The sequence below is a fragment of the Caulobacter sp. ErkDOM-C genome (assembly GCF_048541825.1).
Classification (GTDB): domain Bacteria; phylum Pseudomonadota; class Alphaproteobacteria; order Caulobacterales; family Caulobacteraceae; genus Caulobacter.
Map to the genome: position 1 here is coordinate 951,658 of NZ_CP183332.1, position 21,301 is coordinate 972,958.

Below are 21,301 nucleotides of genomic sequence, written 5' to 3' on the forward strand. Positions count from 1 at the left end.
GGGCGTAGGTGAAGGCGAATGACCTCAGTTCAGGGGTCTAGCCTCCGGGGACCTTGATGTCATACGCCCGATCTTGGGCGGGCGAGCCAAGCCCGCCGCCGGTTGTCCGGATCGTTGTCTGTTTCGTCGCAGGGGTGGTGGTCGCCTCTACCGCTCAGGCTCAAGTCCTGGAGATCGGCCAAGCCGGGCAGGTAACAACCTATTCCGGCCCGATGGTGTTCGACGAAACGGGTGGGCGAGAGCTTGCTCAGTCACGCCCTGTGCGGGCTTTGGGCGGCATCGTGCCTTCCGCGCGGATTCAGTCGGCCGCGCTCGCCGCCGGCGTCAGCCCACGGCTCGTTGAAGCCGTGGCGCGCCAGGAATCGGGCTTTCGCGCCGACGCAATCTCGCCCGTCGGGGCGATTGGGGTCATGCAACTGATGCCGGCCACCGCACGGGCACTGGGCGTGGACCCATACGACGTCGACCAGAATCTGCTCGGCGGCGCGCGCTACCTTGGCGGCCTGCTCCGCCGCTATGACGGTAATCTTACCCTGGCCCTTGCCGCCTACAACGCCGGACCTGGCGCTGTAGACCGCTACGGCGGGGTCCCCCCTTACCGCGAGACCCGGCGCTATGTCGTTGCGGTGTTGAGCAACCTGGCGCGCCACCCGCCCCTTGATCTGGAGTGATCGATCATGAAATTTCTGCCTTTCAAGCTCTATCGATTTGCTGTTGTCGCAGCCGCTTCAATGGGTCTGGCTCCGGCCGCTCACGCCCAGAGCGCGGCGATGGATCCAGCCGGCTCCGGCGTGATCTTCAATGCCGTCGGATGGTTGCAGGGCACCCTGCTGGGCAATGTCGCCACCTCGCTGGCTGTCATCGCCGTGGGCGCGACGGGCCTGATGATGTTGACCGGCCGGATCGACTGGCGAAGAGGCGGCACAGTGATCCTGGGCTGCTTCATCGTCTTTGGCGCCGCCGCGATCGTTGCGGGCGTCAAGTCCGCAGCCGGGATGGGTTGAGTATGGCCCAACTCATGCGCGACCCGGTCTTCACAGCGCTGACGCGGCCCCAGATGTTCGCCGGCGTGACCTACAGCTACTTCATCCTCAACGCTGTGGTGACGGTCGAGCTGTTTCTGATCAGCAAGAGTTTCTGGGCGCTGATCGCCGCGGTCGTACTGCATGGCGTCGGCTATGTGGCTTGCCGCCGCGAGCCTCGCCTCTTTGACATGTGGCTGGTTCGGGCCCGCCTTTGCCCGCCGGTTCGCAATGAGCGCTTCTGGCGCTGCAACTCCTACGGGGCGTGACCCAATTGGCCCGTTTTCGCGCACCGCATCGTCCAAGCCCCGCTCGTGAAGAGCCAGCCGGCGCGCGCTTGCCCTATGCGCGCCATCTGGACGACACGACGGTTGTGCTTCGCGACGGTCGGCTGATGCAGGTTCTTCACCTGCGGGGGTTGCCGTTCGAGACAGCCGACGCGGACGAGTTGAACTACCGCAAGACTGTCCGCGACACGATGCTCCGTGGGCTCGCAAACCCGCGCTTCGCGCTCTACCACCATATTGTCCGTCGGGAAGTCTCCCCCCAGATGGGCGGAGACTTCGACGACCCTGTGTGTCGGTTCCTGGATGAGGCGTGGCGCGCACGGCTCCAGTCCCGCAAGCTTTACGTCAATGAACTTTTCCTGACCCTCATCATCCGGCCCAGTCAGATGACGGGCGGTCTGGCGGGCAGGATTCTCGGTCTGGCCGAGGCTGTTCAAGCCCAGAATGACGCCGGCCAGCGCGCTCGCGACAAGATCGACCTCGACGCCGGCCGCGAACTGCTCCTGTCGGCCCTCGAGCCATACGGAGCCAGGGTGCTGACGCTGTATGAGCAACGCTTTGGCCTTTGCTCGGAGCCACTTGAGTTCCTGTCGCTGCTCTACAACGGCGATGCGCGGCCTATGCAACTTCCCGGCGGGGACCTTGGCCTCCATGTGCCGGAGCGACGAGTCAGCTTCGGCGCGGACACCCTGGAGCTTGGAGGGAGCGCCAACAAGACCTCGCGCTACGGCGCGCTGATTTCGATCAAGGATTACCCGCTGCACACCGCGCCCGGTGTCCTGGACGATCTGCTCCGTCAGCCCTGCGAGATGGTGCTGACCGAGAGCTTCGCCTTCGTCGATCGGCAGGCGACACTTGAACGCATGAATCTGGCGCTTCGGCGGATGCGGGCGGCTGACGACGAGGCTTTAAGCCTGCGGGCCGACCTGACGCTCGCCAAGGATGAGGTCGCGGCCGGACGCACGGCCTTTGGCGAGCATCATCTGACCGTGATGGTCAAGCATGAAGACCGCGCTGCCCTGGGCCAGGTCGTTGCCGACGTCCAGGCGGCGTTCACCGAGATCGGTGCGATCGCCGTGCGCGAGGACGTGAACCTGGAGCCCGCCTTCTGGGCTCAGTTCCCCGGGAATTTCAAATACATCGCGCGGCGATCGTTGATCTCCACGGCCAACTTCGCCGGTCTTGCCAGTTGCCACAATTTCCCGGTCGGCCAGGCGAGTGGAAACCATTGGGGCGACGCCATCACGCTTCTGGAGACCACCTCCGCCGGCCCCTACTATTTCAACTTCCATCGGGGTGACCTGGGCAATTTCACGGTCATCGGTCCCTCCGGCGCCGGCAAGACTGTGGTCCTGGGCTTCCTATTGGCCCAGGCCCAGAAGATCTCGCCGCGCACGATCTATTTCGACAAGGACCGCGGTGCGGAAATCTTCCTGCGCGCGATCGGCGGCCGCTACGACATCCTGCGTCCCGGTCGCCCGACGGGGCTGAATCCGCTGCTGCTGGAAGACACGCCCGCCAACCGCCGCTTTCTCTGTGATTGGACGGCCAAGCTGGTCATGGGTTCTGGAACGCCGGAGGCGGCTGATCTTGCCCGTATCGCCGATGCGGTCGACGCCAACTTCGGTCAGCCGCCCGCCTTTCGTCGCCTCAGATACTTCGCCCAGCTGTTCAGAGGGACGAGCCGCCCCACGTCCGGTGACCTGGCGCAGCGCCTGGCGCCTTGGCATGGGGACGGCGACTACGCGTGGCTCTTTGACAACGCTGAAGACGCGCTGGATCCCAGCATCCGCACGCTCGGCTTCGACATGACCCAGATCCTGGACGATCCGATCGCCCGGACGCCGGCCATGATGTACCTCTTCCATCAAGTCGAGCAGCGCCTCGACGGCGAGCCGACCATCATCGTGGTCGATGAGGGCTGGAAGGCGCTGGACGACGATGTCTTCGTCCACCGCATTCGCGACTGGGAAAAGACCATTCGAAAGCGCAACGCGATCTTGGGTTTCTGTACCCAGAGCGCGCAGGATGCTCTGTCGAGCAAGATCTCCAGCGCCATCATCGAGCAGTCGGCGACCCAGATCTTCATGGTCAACCCCAAGGCTCAGGAGGCTGACTATTGCGGTGGCTTTGGGCTGACGCTCTACGAGCTTGAACTGGTCCGTAGCCTGCCAGACACTTCCCGTTGCTTTCTGATCAAGCACGGCAAGGACAGTGTCGTGGCGAGGCTGAATCTCTCCAGTCTGCCGGAAGCCTTGATCCTGCTGTCGGGGCGAGAGTCCAGTGTTCGCCGCCTTGACGAGTTGCGGGCCACCTACGGGGACGCGCCCGAAGCCTGGCTGAGCCATTTGACGGGAACGTTCCTGTGATTGCGGCCTGCCCCACGCCCGCGCCCGATGCGCCCCTGGCCCCAAGCCTCCTGGAGGCGGCGGACTGCCATGTCCAACGGCTGGTGGAGAGCGGCTACAACGCCATCTTCCCCGCCTCTGGGGGGCTCACGGCTGTCCTGACAAGCCTGTTGACCATCTATGTCGCGCTCATCGGGTTCCGGCTCATGCTGGGGCAGGGCGGCTTGCGCCTGAACGACGTCACGATCAACGTGGTCAAGTTGGGCGCGGTGCTGGCGCTCGCTACGCAGTGGAATGTGTATCAGCAGGTCGTCTATCACCTGTTGTTTCAGGGGCCAGAACAGCTGGCGAGCTATCTGCGCGCTGCGGCCGATGAAGGCGCCTCGACGCAGGCCATGGTCAGCCGGCTGCAGGAAGCCTTTGAAAGCCTGACCAACGCCGCGGCCGCCTATGGTGCGCAATCGCCCAGCCAGGTTTCACCGCTCGTCGGGGGAGCTGGATTTGGAGCGCTGCTGCTCAATCTGGCGGCTATGGTGCTGATCCTGTCCAGTGTCGGCGTATTGCTGGCGGCGAAAATCGTGCTTGGCGTGCTGCTGGCTCTCGGGCCGCTGTTCATCGCACTGTTTCTGTTCGACGCCACGCGCGGGCTGACCGAAGGTTGGCTCCGCGCCTGCCTGGCCTTCGCGATCGTGCCCCTGGCGGTGAGCCTTCTCCTGTCGGTGAATCTTGCGATGCTGGAGCCGGCCTTGGCGGGGCTCGCCGAGACGATCGCCAAGAAGCAGTTCGCCTTGCCTCCTGTCTACTTCACGCTGGTCATCGTGATGGTGTTCAGCGGCGTGGTCCTGGGCGCAATCATCGCCAGCGGTTTGATCGCCACCGGCCTGCGGCTGCCGCAACGCGCGACGACCCAGGCGGCGGCCAGCTCGAACCCCAGCGTGTACGTCGCATCGCCGGCGATCCCGCCCTCGCGCGCCGATCAGCTCAGCAGCATTGTCGCCACCCAGGATCGCCGCGAGGAACTGCGGATCCTTGGTCAAGGCGCGCCGCGCGCCGCAGACGTTCGCCCGCGCGGGGCCAGAGAGCCTGCCGGGCCGGGCTGGGATGGCCCGCGACAACAAACCTCCGGACGGCGTTCGATGGCGCCCAAGACCGTACGTTCGATGCAAGGACCATCGCAATGAAGCCTTTTGTGCACCCTTTCGGTAAGCACGATCCCCTGGTGCGCGGGCAGGACGCCAGTTGGGCCATCGATGATCTGGCTACGTTGAGGACATCTCGACGACGCGCGCAGATCATCGCGGGCGCTGCGGCGGCTGTGGCCGTATTGGAAGCGATCGCCTTGGCGGGGCTGACCCCGCTGAAGACGGTTGAGCCCTACACCGTCCTGGTCGATCGGCAGACGGGATATGCCGAAACCTTGCGCGGCTTGCGACCGGACGCCCTGACCCAAAACCAGGCTCTGACGGAGTCTTTCGCCATGCAGTACGTGATGGCGCGAGAGACCGTCGATATGGCCGACATCCTCGATCGATATCGAAAGGTCACCCTCTGGTCGTCGGGCCAAGCGCGGGCGCAGTACCAGCAGAGTTTGAACCGGGCCAATCCAGACAGTCCCTTGAAAACCTATCCGTCGTCGACGGTGGTGAGCACGGTGATCAAGAGCGTCTCGCCTCTCTCGCCAAGCAGCGCGATCGTGCGCTTCGACACGGTGCGACGTGACGCGGGAGCCGATGTCGGTGAGCGGCGCGCCTGGAGCGCAGTGCTGACCTATCGCTACAGCGGCGCGCCGATGCGGATGGCCGATAGAGCGACCAACCCCCTGGGCTTTCAGGTTCTGACCTATCGTCGCGACGCGGAGGCCGTCGGCGCCGGAACGGCCCGCTTCGACAGCATGGGGAACGTTATCCCATGAAGCGCGCGCTCCTTGTGGCCTTGCTGTTGACCTGCGCGGACCCATGCCTCGCGGCCCAAACGCCTCAGCCGGGCGTGCGCGATGCGCGCATACGAACGCTTGCCTATGACGCCGATCAAGTCGTCGAGTTAAAGGCGGTGTTCGACTATCAAGTGATGCTGGAGTTCGCGCCGGACGAGCGGATCGAGAACGTCTCGATCGGCGATGGCCTGGGTTGGCAGATCACGCCCAACAAGCGGGCTAATCTGCTGTTTATAAAGCCGATCACCGCCGTGGCGGCCACCAACATGACCGTGGTGACCGATCAGCGCCGCTATGTCTTTCGATTGACGGCCGCCGCCGCGGCAGGACTGAAGGCTGACGCGATCACCTATGTGGTGCGCTTTATCTACCCAGCGCAGGACATCCAGAAGCCGGCCGCCGCGCGGCCCGCCGAGATCGAGCCCGTTCGCAAGAACATCGCCTATACTTATCTGGGCGCGCGCGAAGCCTTGCCGGCCCTTGTCTTTGACGATGGCCACTTCACCTATTTCCGATGGCCGCAAGCGTCGGAGACGCCGGCGATCTTTCTTCTCAACAATGATGGCGCCGAAAGTCTCGTAAATTACACAGTACGAAACGGATACTTCATAGTGGAGCAGGTCGCGCGCCGCTTCGTGCTTCGCAACGGTCAAGCGGTAACGACTCTCATCAATGACGCCTGGGCGCCGCCGGCTTCAGAACCGGATGCACCCAAGCCTCATCAGGGCAGCCTCAAGCCTTCTGGAGGCAAGCCATGAACCCGACACCGCCGATGCCGGACGTTGGGGTCGAGCTCGGCGCCGCCGACGACCTTCGACCGAACGTCGCGCGTGCGCCCAGAGGTCTAGCGGGGCCCTTGACCGTGGGGGCGGCGGTCTTGGCCGGGGCTGTGGTTTTCATCGCCATGTCGACGCATCGCCAGGGGACCAAGACGACTGCGCCGGTCGGGCGCGGTCCGATCCAGGCGCCGATCAGCGCCGAGGCGCCGCCCGAGCTCGCGGCGCTGCAGCGGGCCTCTCGTGAGCCGCCGCCGATTCCAGCGTCGGTGACCGACTTCGCACCACCGCCTTTCAACGCCACCGCCCTGGCCTTTCCAGCGCCGAACGCCAATTTTGCAAGTGCAGGCGCGTTGGGGCCGGATCTCGAGCACCGACGCGCTCCGGCGCTGGTGGTCGACTTCAGCGCCGGCCCGTCTGGCGCTCAGCCAGGCGCTGCGGCGACCTCGGGCGCGGCGCTCGCCGCCAAGGCTTCGACCAACGGCCTCAATGCTGACGAGCAGTTCGCAGAGCGTGTCGGCGGTGGCCAAGCCGACGTGGCCAAGGCGAGTTTGATCGTTCATCCGCAATTCGTCGTGCCTCAGGGTGCGACCATCCCAGCGGTGCTGGAGACTGCGTTGAACTCCGATCTGCCCGGGTTCGCCCGCGCGGTCGTGAGCCAGGATGTAAGAAGCTTTGACGGGTCCCGCGTGGTTATTCCGCGCGGAAGCCGGGCCATCGGGCAGTACCGTAGCGCCGTTGCTCAGGGGCAGACGCGCGCCTTCGTGATTTGGACCAGGATCGTGCGACCCGACGGCGCGGCGATCCAGATCGGCTCGCCTGGCGCCGACCCTCTGGGACGTGCGGGCCTTGAGGGTAAGGTAGACCGCCATTTCTTTGAGGCGTTCGGTGGCTCCATCCTCCTGTCGGTCATCAATGCCGCTGTGACGGGTCTATCCAATCAGGGCGGTTCCCAGATCATCATCGGTTCCACTCAGGACGCGATCAGTCTTGGGACCGCTGCGGCGCGACCGACGGCGCTGTCGCCAACCATCAAGGTGGCGCAGGGCGCACCGGTCCGCATCTTCGTGGCCAAGGATCTGGACTTCTCTGCGGTTCCGGATCTCTCGCAATGAACGTCCGAGCCAAGGGCGAGGTCTATCTCGACGCCTATTTGAAACCCTTGGCGCCCTGGCTCGCCGCGCCTGATGTCACCGACATCCTGGTCAATCGCCCCGGCGAAGTCTGGGTCGAGCGCCTAGGGGAGGGCCTGCGTCTTCACATCGTTCCGGAGCTGGACGCGCCGTGTCTCTGGCGGCTTGCGACCCAGGTCGCCGCCGCAGCCGATCAGGGTGTCAGCCGAGAGCATCCGCTATTGGCTGCCGCCTTGCCCAGTGGAGAGCGTGTCCAGGTCGTCGCGCCGCCGGCTACGCGCGGCGACATGGCGATCGCCATCCGAAAGCCTGCCGTGCGCAACATGCGGTTGGAGGACTTCAACCTCGATAGCGCCGTAACCCTGTCCAGCCAGGATGAGGATGCAGATCTGCAGGCTCTGCTCGACGCGGGCGAAGTCACCACCTTCCTTAAAAGGGCGGTTCGGGCGCGCAAGAACATCGTCATCTCCGGCGGCACGTCGAGCGGCAAAACCACCTTTCTCAACGCCTTGGCCGAGGAAATCCCCAGCGATGAGCGCCTGATCCTCATCGAGGACGCGCCCGAGGTCCGTTGCGCGCAACCCAACGTGGTTGGCCTCCTGGCGCCACGTGGCGGGCAGGGAGAGGCGCGCATCAAGGCGGAAGATCTTCTTCAGGCCTCGCTGCGGCTACGGCCCGACCGAATCATTCTGGGCGAACTGCGCGGCGCCGAAGCCTTCAGCTTTCTGCGCGCCGTCAATTCAGGGCACCCGGGCTCACTCACCACTGTGCACGCCGATACCCCCGCCGCCGCGCTCGACCAGATCGCTTTGATGGTGATGCAGTCCGGCGCGAATTTGGGCCGGGCGGAAATCATCGAGTACGTCCACAGCGTCGTAGAGGTGGCCGTCCAGCTGGCCCGTGTTGAGGGCCGCCGTCGCGTCACCAGGGTCGAGTTCAGGCCAAGGCCGATCCTGGCGGCCTAACCGCTATGTCGAGACGATCGTTACAGTCTCAATCGAGCCGCTTCACGCCCACGCGCATCGAGCGGGGCTCGAGCGGGTGGACGTGCCGGTCGGTGACGCCGCCTAGAAGTTATAGCGAAGACTCGCCCGCACGCTGCGAGGTTGGAAGACATGATAGTGCACATCTTCGACGCCTTCCGGCGGTTCGCCGGCTAGTCGGGAAGCATAATAGTAATCGACATCATGGTCGTTACTGTTGAGCGCATTGAGGACGTCGAGATAAAGGCCGACGCGCCGGAAGTCGCGGCCGACGCGGAGGTTGACCAGCGCAGAGCCCTCGGACTTGACGCTTGCGTCCTCAATAAGGGGATAGCGACCAAAGTAGCGAACCTGAGCACTGGCCAGCCAGCCTGACTGCGACTTGCCCGATACGCCTGCGCTGATCACCAGCGGGATTGAACCTGGAACCTTGTCGCCTGCCGGGTCGCTATCGCGGAATTTGGCATCCGAATAGGACACCTCAAGATTGGCGCTGACAGCCTTGCTGGGAAAATAGTAGAGCCCCAGCTCCACGCCCTCGCGACGGCTGGGCCGGCTGACTTCCGTGTTGCCAGCATCGCCGACAAACAGCAGCTCTGAGTCCAGTCTCAGCGTCCAGACCGCTGCGGTGGCTTGCAGTTGATCGTTCAAAAAGAGTCGCGCGCCGACTTCGCCGCCGACCGAACGCACCAGCGGTGTGACGGGTTCGGCCGGATCGCCGCTAACGGGATCAACCGTGATTGTGGTCCCACGCGCATCGTTGGAATGAAAACCCTGACCATAGCTGACATAAAGTTCCACCGGTGTGCTTGGCTTGTACACCAGGCTAGCCTTGATCGAAGCTTTGCCGTCCTCGGTATTGCCCGAGTTGGCTGCTAAACTTTTGGAATCCACATCGAAGTCGTAGTGATCGTAGCGCACGCCGACATAGCTACGCAGCGTAGCGTTGAAGCGGTGCTCATTGGCTGCGAAGAGGCCAATGCTTCCCTCTCTTACCCGGTCATCGCGAACCGGATCGAGGCGCTGACGGGCTTGGGCGTGGAAAAGACCAACCTGCTGAATGTCGTCATACCGGCCGTCGGCCCCGATCCGCCAGCGATTGGCGCCGTGGTCCCATTGCTGGGAGATTTCCAATCCGTAGATGCGACGATCATCGACCTGTTCGAATTGGTCGCCGTGGACGGGATCGTCGAGCAAGTAGGTGAAGTTGGAAAACAGGTCGAGCTTGGATGAGATCACGTAGGCTTGGGCGTTTAATTGTCCGCCCAAGGCCGGCCCGTTCCAGCCGCCTGACAGACTGTAGCGAGACGCATCGCCGCCGACCGTCTTGTCGATCGATCCGAACTCCGAGATCTGCCCCTCTTGAACAGCGCGCTGAGGAATTTGGTCGGGTGAGTTCCAGCTATTGTCGTAGCCCATGAGCGTCAGATGAGCGCGGCCGCCGCCAATGCCGCCGCTGTATTTGAGCAGCCCGCTGACCTTTTGAACGTCTTCATTGATATCCGTCCATGGCCCCTTCAGCGATTGAACCTCAAGGCCGTAGAGAAGGTCGCCTGGACCAACCTTGGCGGAGTCGGCGACGACGCCTCGTCGATAGCCGTATTCTCCTACCGTGATCTCGGCCACACCCTGCGGCACGGTTTCGGCAAGATGAAACCGGACTGATCCAGCCGAGGAGAAATCGCCGACATCGGCGTAGTAGACACCCTTGCGATAGGTCAGTTCTTCTACCGTCTCGGGGATCAGGAAGTTGAGATCCGTGTAGCCTTGCCCATGGCCATGGGTGCGCATGTTGACCGGCATCGCATCGACCGACGTGCCGAAATCTGTGCCGTGATCCAGATTGAATCCGCGCAGGAAATATTGGTTGGCCTTGCCGCTTCCCGAGTGCTGGGTCGCGATCAGCCCCGGCACGAACTCGAGCAGATCGCCCGTGCGCAGCAATGGCCTGGCAGCGATCTCCACCTGGCCCACTGAGCCTTCGGATGCGGAGATCGCTTCGCCCACCAGGTTCCTGCGACGGCCGATGACGGTCACCGAACTGACGCCAGTCGGAGCCGGTTTCGCGAGCTCCAGCGCCGGATCGGCGGCCGGCTGGATGGGCAGGTCCAGGGCCTTGGCCTCAGAAGTTAGCGACAGGCCGATGGCCAGGGCAGCCAAGGCCGCAGCTTGCGATGTCATCAAGGTTCTCCGTCCAAAAAGTACTCCCGGACAGCGAGGCTGTCCGGGAGCATAGGCGCCTATTTCAGAGCGACGGGGGTGGCTGTGGGGTCCACGGCCTTGATGTCGCTTGCCTGGGGTTTGCCCGGTTCGCTGTTGGGCGCGGCGCGAAAGAGAGCGCCAAAGCCCGAGCCGAAACCGTCTTCCAGCTTCGGAGGCGGGGGTGGTGTGATGATCGTGCTACCGCCACCGCCGCCGCAGGCGGTTAGCCCGCTGGCGGCGACAGCCAAGGCGGCGACGATCGCGCCGCGGCGCAGGATGATTGCTCGCATGGCCCGCCCCCTACTTGTGCGCGGTGCCGGGCGAGCCCGGGATCGGATCGTTGAGGTAAGGGAAGGCGTTCTGAACATCCATGGCGCTCAGGGGCGCGCCATCGGTAAACGGCACCTGCCCTGTCACGGCGTCGCCCGGCTTGCAGATGCCGAGGTCGGTCGACTTGCCGTTGACCGGCACAGGGTGGCAGAGCCGGCCCATGGCGACGCGCACCGTAATGTCGACCACGTCGTCGCCAGGGCGGCGACCGTTCGGATAACCGGCCAAGTCATCGCCGGCTACGCCGAACGGGCTCTGCGAGGCGCGGGGCGTGGGATTGATCCCGGTGTTCAGGCGCATCATCTCGGAGGCCGTCACCGCCTTCATCTGGTTGACGCCTGCAATGCCCGTCAGGAAGGTCGCCACCAGATCCTTGCGCGGCAGATTGGTTGGGGCGAGGTTGGTGAAGCTCGTGCCAAGCGTGGCGTTTACCGGCGCGCGGAACAGGACGTCCAGGATCGCCGGGATGGTCGGATTGGTCACGTAGTCAGCAAACTGGCCGTCGCCATTGGGCTTGGAACCGTTGAAGCGGTCCTTGTCCGGCAGGCCAATGACCAGCTCGTTGACCAGGGGATGGGACAGGCGCGAGACCTGCACATAGGCGCCGCCCTGCAGGGCCGGGGCCTTGTAGGTGGGCTGAGGGTCCAGAAGGCGCGCCTGGGGCAAGCTGCCCGTCGACCAGGCGCCGATGACGCCGTTGCCCGAGCCGGTCAGACACGAGATCGGCACTTCCAGCGTGATGGAGGTGACGTTGGCCTTTCCAATCAGATCGTCATGGGCATTGCGGTCCTGGGTGATGCCGCCTGGGAAGCCCTTGCCGTCCTTGGCTCCGGCCGCACTGTCGCCCTCGATCGGCACCAGGTTCACGAGATCGAAGACCTCGCCCAGGTTCACGGCGAAGGCCTCAGCGCGCTGACCCACGAAGACGCGGCCAGGCGTCGAGCAGCCGGGCAGGTTGAGGTTCACCGGTTGAACGAACTGCTTGGCGTAGGTGGGGTAGTTGCTGATCGTCTTGAGGCCAACATTGTCGAGCGGCTTGGCGAAGGTGGATGCGCCGGTCGTGCCATTTGTGGCCGTGACTTTAGTGCCCGAGCGACGGTCGCCGCTGATCACAGTCAAGCTGTAGGCTTCGCTTTCGCCGAGCGTGGCGTCGCCCGGGGCCTTGACCGGGCCGACCGCACGCAGCGCAATCGGAAGGGTCTTGTCGCCGATGGTCAGCTGGACGCCTTTGTCGTTCAGAAGGGTGTTGTTGAACTTGAACTGGAACGTCAGATTTTCGTTGGCGTCGCCGTCGTTGTCGACGTGGATCTCATAGACTGCGTCCGGATCCATCGTGAAGTAATTGGGGCCGCCGTAAGGCGACTGCAGTGGCTGGTAGTTGGCGATGAAAGTCACGAACCCTTCGCGACCCGGCTCGTAGCTGCGGAACATGTAGAAGTCGGTGCCGTCGACCTTGGGTGACTTGGTAATACCCGGCGCCTCACGGTGGCTTGAGGCCAAGCTGGGCGTGGCGCCCAGAATGCCTAGCAGTGCGGCGGTCGTGGCCACCCCTGATAAGAGCTTGTTTTTCATGATTTTCCTCGCTGCATGTCATGCTGAGGAGCAGTCGTTAGGGGAAACCAGGACCGACCGTCGCTCGTACTGGATATCGAGGCACGACCCATTCCAGATGCCGGGCTGTAGAATTTATTTCACGGCCCACTGGGCCGGCAGGCCGACAGCGCTCAGTTGCGACCAGCGCCATTCGCCCGATCCGATCACGAGCAAGGTCGCCCCACGCGCGTCGCGCAACGTGACAAGTCGAGGCCCAAGCACTTGAGCGTCAAGGCAGCCTGGTGGCGCTCCGTTCAATGCCCGCCCAAGCCCTTGATCGAGCGCTACTCGGGCTGCAGAGGACGAGGGGCCAAGCGTCCACGCCCCGTCCCAAAGCATCACGGCATTGGCGACGGAGCGTGCGTCGGGGGGCAATGCGCTAAGGGCCTTCAACACCGCCGGGTCGGCCTGCATTCGGGCCTCGACGCCGCTGACCATGTCGCAAGGCTCGTCTACGCCGATGATCCAGGGACGGGCGCTGACGCTGGCGGTGTCGTCATCAGCGGGGTCGGCTACCGGAGACTCTGGGCCATCCTCTGGGGGCATGGGACTGGCGGGCGGCGCCGGCGAGGATTGACTTTGCAGGGCGCGCCTCGACGTTTTGCCCGACGGGCTTGGCTGCGACGAGTCCGCGTCAGCCGGGGCGAGGTTCGCCAGGGACAGGTTTATGGCCGAGGCCTCCGGGCTCTCCATCCCAGGCATTGGCGCGGGCGCAAGAGCCAGCCAAGCGCCTGCAGTCAGGTGGGCCAGGAGGACAGCTGCTGTGATCACGACGCGTCGCCCCAAGTGGCGCTGGCGCGATCTGTCTCCTGTCTTGCTCATGATCGCGCTCCCGGTGACGTGTTGAGGCCAGGTCCGGAGCGCCGCACGCGAACCTAGCCCCGTCCGCCTCGGGAGAAATCGCGCGGCGGGCGGCAGATGCTGGGTGGGGGGTGACCCGCCGCTGACGATCGCGCGACCGGCGCTCCCTTGGGGGAGGCGGACGTTCCTTGCGACTACGGGCACTGTGAGGTCAGGGATGCAGGCAAAAGAAATTTGTTCGCCGAGGCCTATTCAGACTGAAGTTCCCAGCCAACGTCAGCGCGCCCCTGGCGACGGAAAGGCCTTGGCGACCGACGCCACTTTAACGAGGCTCAGCTCGCCATTTTCGGGAATTGATCGCACGCGGGCCATGCTCAGTTCCGACGTCGGCGGGGGCCTATCTGGCAGGTCGTTGCCCGACTTCGTGTTGCATTTGCGCGTGAACGAATGGCTTTCCGCGGCAATAGCCGCGCGAAAACCCAGACTTAGGGAACTGTCCTGTTGCGCGAGGTAATTCGCGGGGGTGCGTGGCGGTGAGAGAGGGATTCGAACCCTCGTTAGGCTTTCACCTAAACACGCTTTCCAAGCGTGCGCCATCAACCACTCGGCCACCTCACCATGCGCACGGAATCGGGAGCGGTTGAGGCCCCCCTTCGCAGGAAGGGGCGCAATATACTCATGGGGCTTTCCGGGGCAAGCGCTCATGAGGGATGAAATGTGGGACGGGAGCACATATATCGGTTGAGACCCTTTCCCGCCGAGGCCCCGCCATGCTGTTCGCCAAGAAGTCCCTGGATCTGCCCACCGTCGACAGCGCCCTGCCGGGCCGCGAGGCGGCGATCCCGACCGCGCAGACCCATTTCATCAATGGCCATGCGCTGAAGGGCCCCTATCCCGACGGGATGGAGACGGCCGTGTTCGCCATGGGCTGCTTCTGGGGCGTCGAGCGGATCTTCTGGAAGGTCCCTGGCGTGTATATCACCGCCGCCGGCTACGGCGCGGGGGTCACCCCAAACCCGACCTATCAGGAGGTCTGCAGCGGCGGCACCGGTCACACCGAGGTGGTGCTGGTGGTGTTTGATCCCAAGGCGGTCAGCTACGAGACCCTGCTCAAGACCTTCTGGGAGAACCATGATCCTACCCAGGGCATGCGCCAGGGCAACGACATCGGCACCCAGTATCGCTCGGGTATCTATGTGATGAGCGACGCCCAGGCCGCCGCCGCCGCAGCGTCGAAGGAAACCTATGGCCAGGCCCTGGCCGGCAAGGGTCTTGGGGCGATCACCACCGAGATCGCCGCCGCCGGGCCGTTCTATTTCGCCGAGGACTATCATCAGCAGTACCTGGCCAAGAACCCTGGCGGCTATTGCGGCATCGGCGGCACCGGCGTGACCTGCCCGATCGGTGTGGGCGTCGAGGCTTGAGTCCGGGTGCCTTCGACGCCGCCTGCCGGGCCCTGCCGGCCGTCACCATGGACAGGCCCTGGGGCTCCGATCAGGTCTACAAGGTTGGCGGCAAGATGTTTGCGGTGATCGGCAACGCGGTCGCGCAGGGCGGCGTGTCGTTCAAGGTCTCCGACGTTGCCTTCGAGGTTCTGATCGAGACCGGTCGGGCGATCCCGGCCCCGTATCTGGCCCGCGCCAAATGGGTCAAGTTCCACGACCTCGGCGCGCTGGACGATGCCGAAGTCGAGGACTGGCTGAAATCCGCCCACGGCCTGGTCGCGGCCAAGCTGACGAAGACGGTCCGGGCCGAACTGGGCCTGGCCTAGAGAATTTCACCGATCCTCTTGGATAGGTGAAATTCTCTAGGCTTCTATTTTTGGCGCATTTTCTAACGACGAACCGGCGTCCACTTCGTCGGAAAATGCTCTAGATCGTATCGACCGGCGGGTCTTTCTCGGCGTGTTTCAGATGTGGGCCGTGCACCACCGGCTGACGTTCCAGGATCTGTCTCACCTTGCGCACCGCCGATGAGGCCTGGCTGCGGCGCTGGCGCCAGACCAGTAGCAGCAGGGCGCCCAGGGTCGCGGCGATGAAGGCGTAGGGGCCCAGAAGCCAGGCGGCGCCGGCCAAGGCGAAATAGTAGCCGCGCACCCCGGCGTTGAAGGCCGACAGGGCCGGATTGAGGATGCCGCCGGTGGCCTCGGCATATTCAGACAGGGTCGAGGGGGAGGCCCACATCGGCGTGGCCCCGATGGCGGCCAGGCAATAGTTCATCTGGCGGATGGCCCAGATGAAGTCGAGCAGGCCGCGCGCCAGGGCGATCAGCACCAGACCCAGCTTCAACTCGAACATCATTTGTGAGGCTGGGGCCAGCACGGCCAGGCCCTCTATGCTCTTGAACGCACCGTCGCCGCCGAACAGCACGCCGGCGGCAGCGGCGATCAGGATCAGGTTGGACGAGGCGAAGAACGACGCCGAGTTGATCGCGTGGCCCAGAAGTTGGCCATCCAGCAGGGCGATTTCGCGCACCGCCATCTCCTGCATCCAGCGCCGCCGGATCACCGTCATGTCGGTGTTGATCAGGTTGCCGCTTTCGCCCAAGCGCTTGAGCAAGGGCTCATAGAACAGCCAGCTGAAGGCGAAGAGGGCGAGGGCGGCGATGTCGATGATCGGCATGACGGGAGTCTATGGCTGGAGCGGATTCGACGAAAGAACTCAGTCCTCAAGAATTCGGCTGTGCTTGCCGCTGTCGCGCAGGGCCAGGGCAATCACCGCGCCCATCGCCATCATGGCCGCCAGATAGATGTAGAAGCCGCTCTCCAGGCCGATGCTCTTGAACCACAGGGCGACGAACTCGGCCGTGCCGCCGAACACCGCATTGCCGATGGCGTACGGCAGGGCGACGCCCAGGGCCCGGACATGGGTGGGGAACAGCTCGGCCTTCACCACCGCGCTGATCGACGTATAGGCCGACTGCACCACCAGCGCCGCGAAGATCAGCAGAAAGGCCACCACCGGGTCGGTCGCGCCGGCCACCAGGGTGAAGATCGGCCAGGCGATCACCGCCCCGACCGAGAAGGCGAAGACCAGCATCCGTCGCCGCCCCAGCCGGTCGGACATCCAGCCAAACAGCGGCTGGATCAGCATGAAGCCCACCAGCGTGGCCAGGTTCACGGCTCCGGCCACCTCCTTGGAGAAGCCAGTCGTGTTGGTCAGGAACTTCAGCATGTAGGTCGTGTAGGCGTAGAAGGCCAAGGAGCCGGCGGCCGTCAGGCCGATGATCGCAAGGGCTTCGCGCGGATGCTGGGTGAACATCGCCAGGGTGTTGGCCTTGGGCGCGCCCGCAGCCTTGGCGTTGGTGTAGGATTGGGACTCCTCCAGCCCGCTGCGGATCCAGAAGACGACCACCGCCAGGGCGGCGCCGATGAAGAACGGGATGCGCCAGCCCCAGGCGGAAAGTTCCGCAGGCTCCAGCGTGTTTTGCAGGATCACCAGCACCAGGGCGGCGACCAGCTGGCCCATGATCAGGGTCACATACTGGAAGCTGGACCAGAAGCCGCGGCGCTTCTTGCCGGCCATCTCGCTCATATAGGTGGCGCTGGCGCCGTATTCGCCGCCGACCGACAGGCCTTGCAGCACGCGGGCGGCCAGCAGGATGGCGGGGGCGGCGGCGCCGATCTGGTCGAAGCCAGGGGTGATGGCGATGATCAGCGAGCCCAGGCTCATCAGGCCCACGGCCAGGGTCAGGGCGGCGCGGCGGCCGGCGCGGTCGGCATACAGGCCCATCAGCCAGGCCCCGACCGGACGGGCCAGAAAGCCCACGGCGAACACGGCGGCGGTCTTCATGAACTGGGCGGTCTGGTCGCCGTCCGGGAAGAAGACCTTGGCGAAATAGATCGAGAAGGCGGCGTAGGCGAACCAGTCGTACCATTCGACCAGATTACCGGCCGACCCGCCGAGGATGGCGCGAGCCCTGGTCATGGGACTCATCGGTGTCCCGGCGGCTTGCGTCGTCATGCCCAGATTCCCCCCAGCGTTGCGGGGAGCTTAGGCGAAGCCCGGGCCGGACGCCAACCGCTGTGCGGCGGCATCCGGCCAAAGCGCTAGAGTCGTCCCATCAGGACCAGGATGATCAGGATCACCAGGATCAGGCCCAGGCCGCCGCTGGGGAAATAGCCCCAGGACTTGCTGTGGCCCCAGGTCGGCAGGGCGCCGATCAGGGCCAGGATCAGGATGATGATGAGGATCGTGCCGAGCATGTCCGTTCTCCCGTTTTGCCGCGACCATCGGCTTCAGCGCCGGGTCGCGGTGTCGGGAGACGGAATGTATGGCGCCGCTTGTCGGTTCCGGTGAAGGTCGTGCTCAGTCGCCCGGCGTGTCCTGGGCCTTGCGCAGCTTTATGGCCCACAGGGCGCCGATCACCGCGCCCTTGACGCGCGGCAGCAACACCAGGGTCAGGGCGGCCAGAGGCAGCACTGTCAGTGGCAGGACCAGCCCCACCGGGGCCTTCCAGATGAACGGAAACAGCAGCAGCGGGGCCACAAACAGGTGGCCGATGATCAGGATGGTGAAATAGGCCGGGCCGTCATCGGCGGGATATTCGGCCAGGTGGTGATCACAGACTTCGCACTCGGGATCCACTTTCAGATAGCGCGTGTACAGATGTCCCTCGCCACAGTTGGGGCAGCGGTGCAGGAGGCCTCGCTTGAGGCCGGTCAGTAAGCTGGGGGCGGTTGTGCTCGACATGTCCACAATATGGACCCATTGCGCGCAGGTTTAAAGGGTGACCTAGCGACGCATCGCTTAGTTAACTGGCGTTGAATATCGACATTAACAAGTATCGCTATCGTCCAGTTCCTAACACGATCTGAACAAAATTGACGAGATCGGCATTTCAACTGTCCAAGCCGTTGGCCAGAGTGCCGGTGTCGGGGGATTTCGAGCGTCCGGCGGCAACCTAAGTGATGGCCGCACGTTCCCACTGCGCGCTTGAAACGGAGCCAGACCGCTGATGCCGGAAGATGCCTCTCCCACGCTGCCGCAGAACGATCACCCGCCCGCCGCTTCCCGTGCCGAGCAGGCGGCGCGAAGGGCGACCGACCAGGAGATCGCGCCGCACGAAAAACAGGCGATCGCCATCGAGACATCGCGCGAAGAAGACGCCTGACGCCCAGGTCCAGACCTCGCACACGGTGTCGCTGACCGCGCGACCCTAGCCCCGGCGCGCGCCGCCCATCAAGAGCGGCGCGTCCGGATCAGGGTCTCTAGCGAACCCGGCGGATCGAGCTGATCTTGTCGTTCAGCTCGCGGCCCAGCAGGCCCTCGTCGCGCGTCAGGGTCCAGCAGCGGCCCTCATAGTTGGTATTCTCGCAGACCTGCCATTCGCCGCGCATCACCTTGATCGACGAGGCGACGTCGTTGAACTTGATGGCCGTCAGGTCTGGCATGTCGCCGCGTACTTCATAGGCGTTCCCTTCATAGCCGGCGTGCTCGAACAGCACCGCGTCGGCGCGATAGGGGTTGCCGCCACCGCCCGGGCGTCCGCCGCCGCCACCGCCGGGGAAGCCGCCACCGCCGCCACCACCGCCGCCGACCAGGCTCTGGCAGATCAGCCGGCCGTCGCCGGCATTGGCCAGGCCTTGATTGTTGCAGTCGCGCAGATGGGCGCCGGTCCAGGCCCAGCGGCCGTCCTTCGTCTGGCAGCGCGCATAGACGTTGCCACTGAAGGTCGTGATCTCGCGGCAGCTCTGCACATAGGAGCCGCGCGGCGGCTCCTGGTACGGCCCATTCCAGCTGGGCGCCTGGGCCTGGGCGGCCGCGCCGATGCAGGAGGCGACGCCAAAGGCGATCAGGCTGATGGTCTTGCGCATTGCGGATTCCCCACGCTTTGAACTTTGTGACGCCAAGCTAGGCCTTGCGGCTGAACCCTAGCTGAACGCCAGACGGGCGTTGCTGGCAAGGCCTCGGCGGGCGCGACTTCGCGACCTCGCGCGGAAACCGCCGGGTTGATGGAAAGGGTCGCGGAGCGTCCGGACCACGTCCGGATGATTGGATAGAGAATACCGTTTCGACGAAGCCGTCCGCTCCGCGTGACCGTTTTCCGTCAGCCTCCCGTCGGGTGGCCCTCTTAAGGCCTTACCGGGACCCGGACCGCGCCGTTTCCAGCACGCTCCGGCGATCGAAGAGGACGGGCTTTCAGCCAGACACGCCCTTTTGCCTTCAACCACGCCGACGGCGGGCGGGTCCTGCAACGCCAGGATCCCCGGACCGGTCGAGTATCCCCCTCGACCCTAGCCCCGCTCGATTACCCCCCGCCGCCGCAATGGTCGCTGGCCTTGCGCCCTTTCCTCGCGACGAGGTGAGATGATTATGCGGCAGGTTTCAGCGCGTCTGACGGGCGCGATCAGGTTTTTTACAACCGGTTGATCTGGCTGGGGTTTGCTTGGGAGATCGCGGGGATTGAGGGCGGTCTATCCCCACAAGTCCTCCCCCTGAAGGGGGAGGTGTCGGCCCCTTCGGGCCGACGGAGGGGGAAGTCACTGCTGACTCATTGCGGTCTTCCCCCACCGGCCTCCGGCCGCCTCCCCCTTCGGGGGGAGGACTTGGTAGCGCGCCCCCCTTCGCGCCGAAGGGAGCCCTCCTTAAATCTCACGGCGAGACGATCGCCGGTCTGTCCAGGTTGCTCAAGGCCGGCCCTGCGGGCCGCCGCGACGCGGCCGCCGGAGGCGGGCCTTGACCAACCTGGACAGACCGGCACGCTGCAGCCTCCAGGAGGTTTAAGGATGAGCGGGACGCGGGGGCGTCCGCTTTCCGGAATGCGCGCCCAAGGTCCGGTTTCAGGCGCGGACCTCATTTCTGCACCCGACCCGTTGCAGAAATCCGGCGGGTCCGCTCTGCGACGCACGGCGTCTCGTCGGATCAACGCTGTTGGCGCTCCACGGGCAGCACGGCCATCAGGGCGCGCGTGAAACCGACCGGCGCGACGGTCAGGTGGTCCTCGTCGGCGAGCACTGCCGATCGGATGTTCAGGTTCGGATAGTTTCGCGCCTCCAGAACGCGCTCGAACGTCCGCATGTCGCCGACCATGTCGGTCTCCGCGTTGTTGCGCGGGTTGGGGCCGGGCGTCTCGAAGGCACCGATGTACATGAAGACGGTCGCGGGCAGATCGCGGTGATCGACGGCATAGGCCGCCTCCATCCGCATGATGTGGCGTCGATCGTACCAGAAGGACGGACTGCCCAGCACATAGGCGTCGAACAGCGTCGGGTCCGAGAACATGATTTGGGCCCCCAGCAGACCGCCGTAGGAATGGCCCAGAAGCACGCGGCGGGCCGGCTCGGCGCGGAAGCGATGCTCAATGAACGGGATGGCCTGGGTCTTCAGATAGGTCTGATAGGCGGCCCCTCCGCCCTGAACCAGGCCGCGTGCGGATCGTGGACCGTTGGCGGTGGGTGTATAGTCCCGACTTCGGCTGACGCGGCCGTCCTCGCCCTTGGCATAGGACAGGCCGACCAGAATAAACTCCTCGATCACCGGCCCTTCCAGGTTCACGCGCCGGGCGACCTGGCGGATGATCGGGAAGGCGTAGTCCGCGTCGGTGACATAGAGCACCGGATAGCGGCGGTCCGGGTTGGTCTCGTAGCTGGCGGGCAGGCTGACAAAGACCTCATAGTCACGCGCCGACACGGGGTCGGGCACGGACCAGACTTGGGTGCCTTTCAGCACATAGGGCGCGCCTTGGGCTTGCTCGACGTCCGCTTGTGACTGGGCGTCGGCGCTTTCCGTGCAGGCTGAAGCGAGGACTGCCGTTAGGAAGATGACCGCCAAACCAAGAATTTTCATGTGCGACTCCATGAGGCTTGGCCGCAGCAGGCCAGAACCCGACCGTGGCGAAACCCCGTTTGATGTCAAACCTCAAATGTCCGGTGTCCACCCCAAGCCGACCTTC

At 64.7% G+C, this 21,301-nt stretch carries 21 protein-coding genes and 1 tRNA gene; 12 read left to right on the forward strand and 10 right to left on the reverse strand.

The features are described from left to right. Positions 1-56: 56 nt before the first annotated feature. From ACN2C8_RS04505 to virB11, 9 genes are all read left to right on the forward strand, one after another. Entirely contained in the window at positions 57-671 is a 615-nt protein-coding gene (locus ACN2C8_RS04505; RefSeq protein WP_419254641.1) for a lytic transglycosylase domain-containing protein, read from the forward strand. 6 nt (positions 672-677) lie between these two features. Beyond that, positions 678-1,004 (forward strand): TrbC/VirB2 family protein, encoded by a 327-nt coding sequence (locus tag ACN2C8_RS04510; protein WP_419254642.1) that lies wholly within the window; start codon positions 678-680, stop codon positions 1,002-1,004. Between the two features lie 2 nt (positions 1,005-1,006). Next, a complete protein-coding gene (locus tag ACN2C8_RS04515; RefSeq protein ID WP_419254643.1) occupies positions 1,007-1,291 on the forward strand; it encodes a type IV secretion system protein VirB3 in 285 nt (94 codons plus the stop codon). A 5-nt stretch (positions 1,292-1,296) separates the two neighbouring features. Further along, positions 1,297-3,678 carry a VirB4 family type IV secretion/conjugal transfer ATPase gene (locus ACN2C8_RS04520; RefSeq protein WP_419254644.1) on the forward strand — a complete coding sequence of 794 codons (2,382 nt, stop codon included), beginning with the start codon at positions 1,297-1,299 and terminating at the stop codon, positions 3,676-3,678. 149 nt (positions 3,679-3,827) lie between these two features. Then, on the forward strand, positions 3,828-4,838 hold the full coding sequence (locus ACN2C8_RS04525; protein WP_419254645.1) for a type IV secretion system protein: 1,011 nt from the start codon (positions 3,828-3,830) through the stop codon (positions 4,836-4,838). Then, positions 4,835-5,569, forward strand: coding sequence for a virB8 family protein (locus tag ACN2C8_RS04530; protein WP_419254646.1), 735 nt, complete (start codon positions 4,835-4,837; stop codon positions 5,567-5,569). The genes ACN2C8_RS04525 and ACN2C8_RS04530 overlap by 4 nt, the downstream gene beginning before the upstream one ends. Further along, positions 5,566-6,348 (forward strand): TrbG/VirB9 family P-type conjugative transfer protein, encoded by a 783-nt coding sequence (locus ACN2C8_RS04535; protein WP_419254647.1) that lies wholly within the window; start codon positions 5,566-5,568, stop codon positions 6,346-6,348. The genes ACN2C8_RS04530 and ACN2C8_RS04535 overlap by 4 nt, the downstream gene beginning before the upstream one ends. Positions 6,349-6,467: 119 nt before the next feature. After that, positions 6,468-7,481: a TrbI/VirB10 family protein gene (locus ACN2C8_RS04540; protein ID WP_419254648.1), complete on the forward strand. Its 1,014-nt coding sequence runs from the start codon at positions 6,468-6,470 to the stop codon at positions 7,479-7,481. Beyond that, the gene (gene virB11, locus ACN2C8_RS04545; RefSeq protein WP_419254649.1) at positions 7,478-8,464 is read left to right on the forward strand and encodes a P-type DNA transfer ATPase VirB11; all 987 of its coding nucleotides are present in this window, start codon (positions 7,478-7,480) and stop codon (positions 8,462-8,464) included. The genes ACN2C8_RS04540 and virB11 overlap by 4 nt, the downstream gene beginning before the upstream one ends. A 102-nt stretch (positions 8,465-8,566) precedes the next feature. On the opposite strand, the gene ACN2C8_RS04550 is transcribed toward virB11, so the two are convergent. From ACN2C8_RS04550 to ACN2C8_RS04565, 4 genes are all read right to left on the reverse strand, one after another. Continuing rightward, positions 8,567-10,663, reverse strand: coding sequence for a TonB-dependent receptor (locus tag ACN2C8_RS04550; protein ID WP_419254650.1), 2,097 nt, complete (start codon positions 10,661-10,663; stop codon positions 8,567-8,569). A gap of 59 nt (positions 10,664-10,722) precedes the next feature. Beyond that, on the reverse strand, positions 10,723-10,974 hold the full coding sequence (locus tag ACN2C8_RS04555; protein WP_419254651.1) for a hypothetical protein: 252 nt from the start codon (positions 10,972-10,974) through the stop codon (positions 10,723-10,725). A 10-nt stretch (positions 10,975-10,984) separates the two neighbouring features. Further along, positions 10,985-12,586 carry a DUF4331 domain-containing protein gene (locus ACN2C8_RS04560; protein WP_419254652.1) on the reverse strand — a complete coding sequence of 534 codons (1,602 nt, stop codon included), beginning with the start codon at positions 12,584-12,586 and terminating at the stop codon, positions 10,985-10,987. 1,350 nt (positions 12,587-13,936) lie between these two features. Further along, positions 13,937-14,026: transfer RNA gene (locus ACN2C8_RS04565), tRNA-Ser, on the reverse strand. A 152-nt stretch (positions 14,027-14,178) separates the two neighbouring features. Here ACN2C8_RS04565 and msrA point away from each other — a divergent pair. Beyond that, entirely contained in the window at positions 14,179-14,832 is a 654-nt protein-coding gene (gene msrA, locus ACN2C8_RS04570) for a peptide-methionine (S)-S-oxide reductase MsrA (protein WP_419254653.1), read from the forward strand. Further along, positions 14,829-15,179 (forward strand): MmcQ/YjbR family DNA-binding protein, encoded by a 351-nt coding sequence (locus ACN2C8_RS04575; RefSeq protein ID WP_419254654.1) that lies wholly within the window; start codon positions 14,829-14,831, stop codon positions 15,177-15,179. Before msrA ends, ACN2C8_RS04575 begins: the two co-directional genes overlap by 4 nt. Positions 15,180-15,279: 100 nt before the next feature. Here ACN2C8_RS04575 and ACN2C8_RS04580 read toward each other — a convergent pair whose 3' ends face one another. The 4 genes from ACN2C8_RS04580 to ACN2C8_RS04595 all read right to left on the reverse strand — a co-directional run bounded on the left by ACN2C8_RS04580 (position 15,280) and on the right by ACN2C8_RS04595 (position 18,099). After that, positions 15,280-16,029, reverse strand: a complete 750-nt coding sequence (locus ACN2C8_RS04580) for a DUF599 domain-containing protein (RefSeq protein WP_419254655.1) — start codon at positions 16,027-16,029, stop codon at positions 15,280-15,282. A 39-nt stretch (positions 16,030-16,068) separates the two neighbouring features. Next, positions 16,069-17,370, reverse strand: a complete 1,302-nt coding sequence (locus ACN2C8_RS04585; protein WP_419254656.1) for an MFS transporter — start codon at positions 17,368-17,370, stop codon at positions 16,069-16,071. Between the two features lie 86 nt (positions 17,371-17,456). Beyond that, a complete protein-coding gene (locus ACN2C8_RS04590; protein WP_099446944.1) occupies positions 17,457-17,612 on the reverse strand; it encodes a DUF3309 family protein in 156 nt (51 codons plus the stop codon). A 103-nt stretch (positions 17,613-17,715) separates the two neighbouring features. Then, complete coding sequence (locus ACN2C8_RS04595) at positions 17,716-18,099, reverse strand: DUF983 domain-containing protein (RefSeq protein ID WP_419254657.1); 384 nt, start codon at positions 18,097-18,099, stop codon at positions 17,716-17,718. Between the two features lie 265 nt (positions 18,100-18,364). On the opposite strand from ACN2C8_RS04595, the gene ACN2C8_RS04600 reads away from it, so the two are divergent. Continuing rightward, positions 18,365-18,520, forward strand: a complete 156-nt coding sequence (locus tag ACN2C8_RS04600; RefSeq protein ID WP_419254658.1) for a hypothetical protein — start codon at positions 18,365-18,367, stop codon at positions 18,518-18,520. Between the two features lie 97 nt (positions 18,521-18,617). Here ACN2C8_RS04600 and ACN2C8_RS04605 read toward each other — a convergent pair whose 3' ends face one another. After that, positions 18,618-19,223: a beta/gamma crystallin-related protein gene (locus tag ACN2C8_RS04605; protein ID WP_419254659.1), complete on the reverse strand. Its 606-nt coding sequence runs from the start codon at positions 19,221-19,223 to the stop codon at positions 18,618-18,620. A gap of 1,048 nt (positions 19,224-20,271) precedes the next feature. Next, positions 20,272-21,195 (reverse strand): alpha/beta hydrolase, encoded by a 924-nt coding sequence (locus ACN2C8_RS04610; RefSeq protein WP_419254660.1) that lies wholly within the window; start codon positions 21,193-21,195, stop codon positions 20,272-20,274. Positions 21,196-21,301 lie beyond the last annotated feature (106 nt).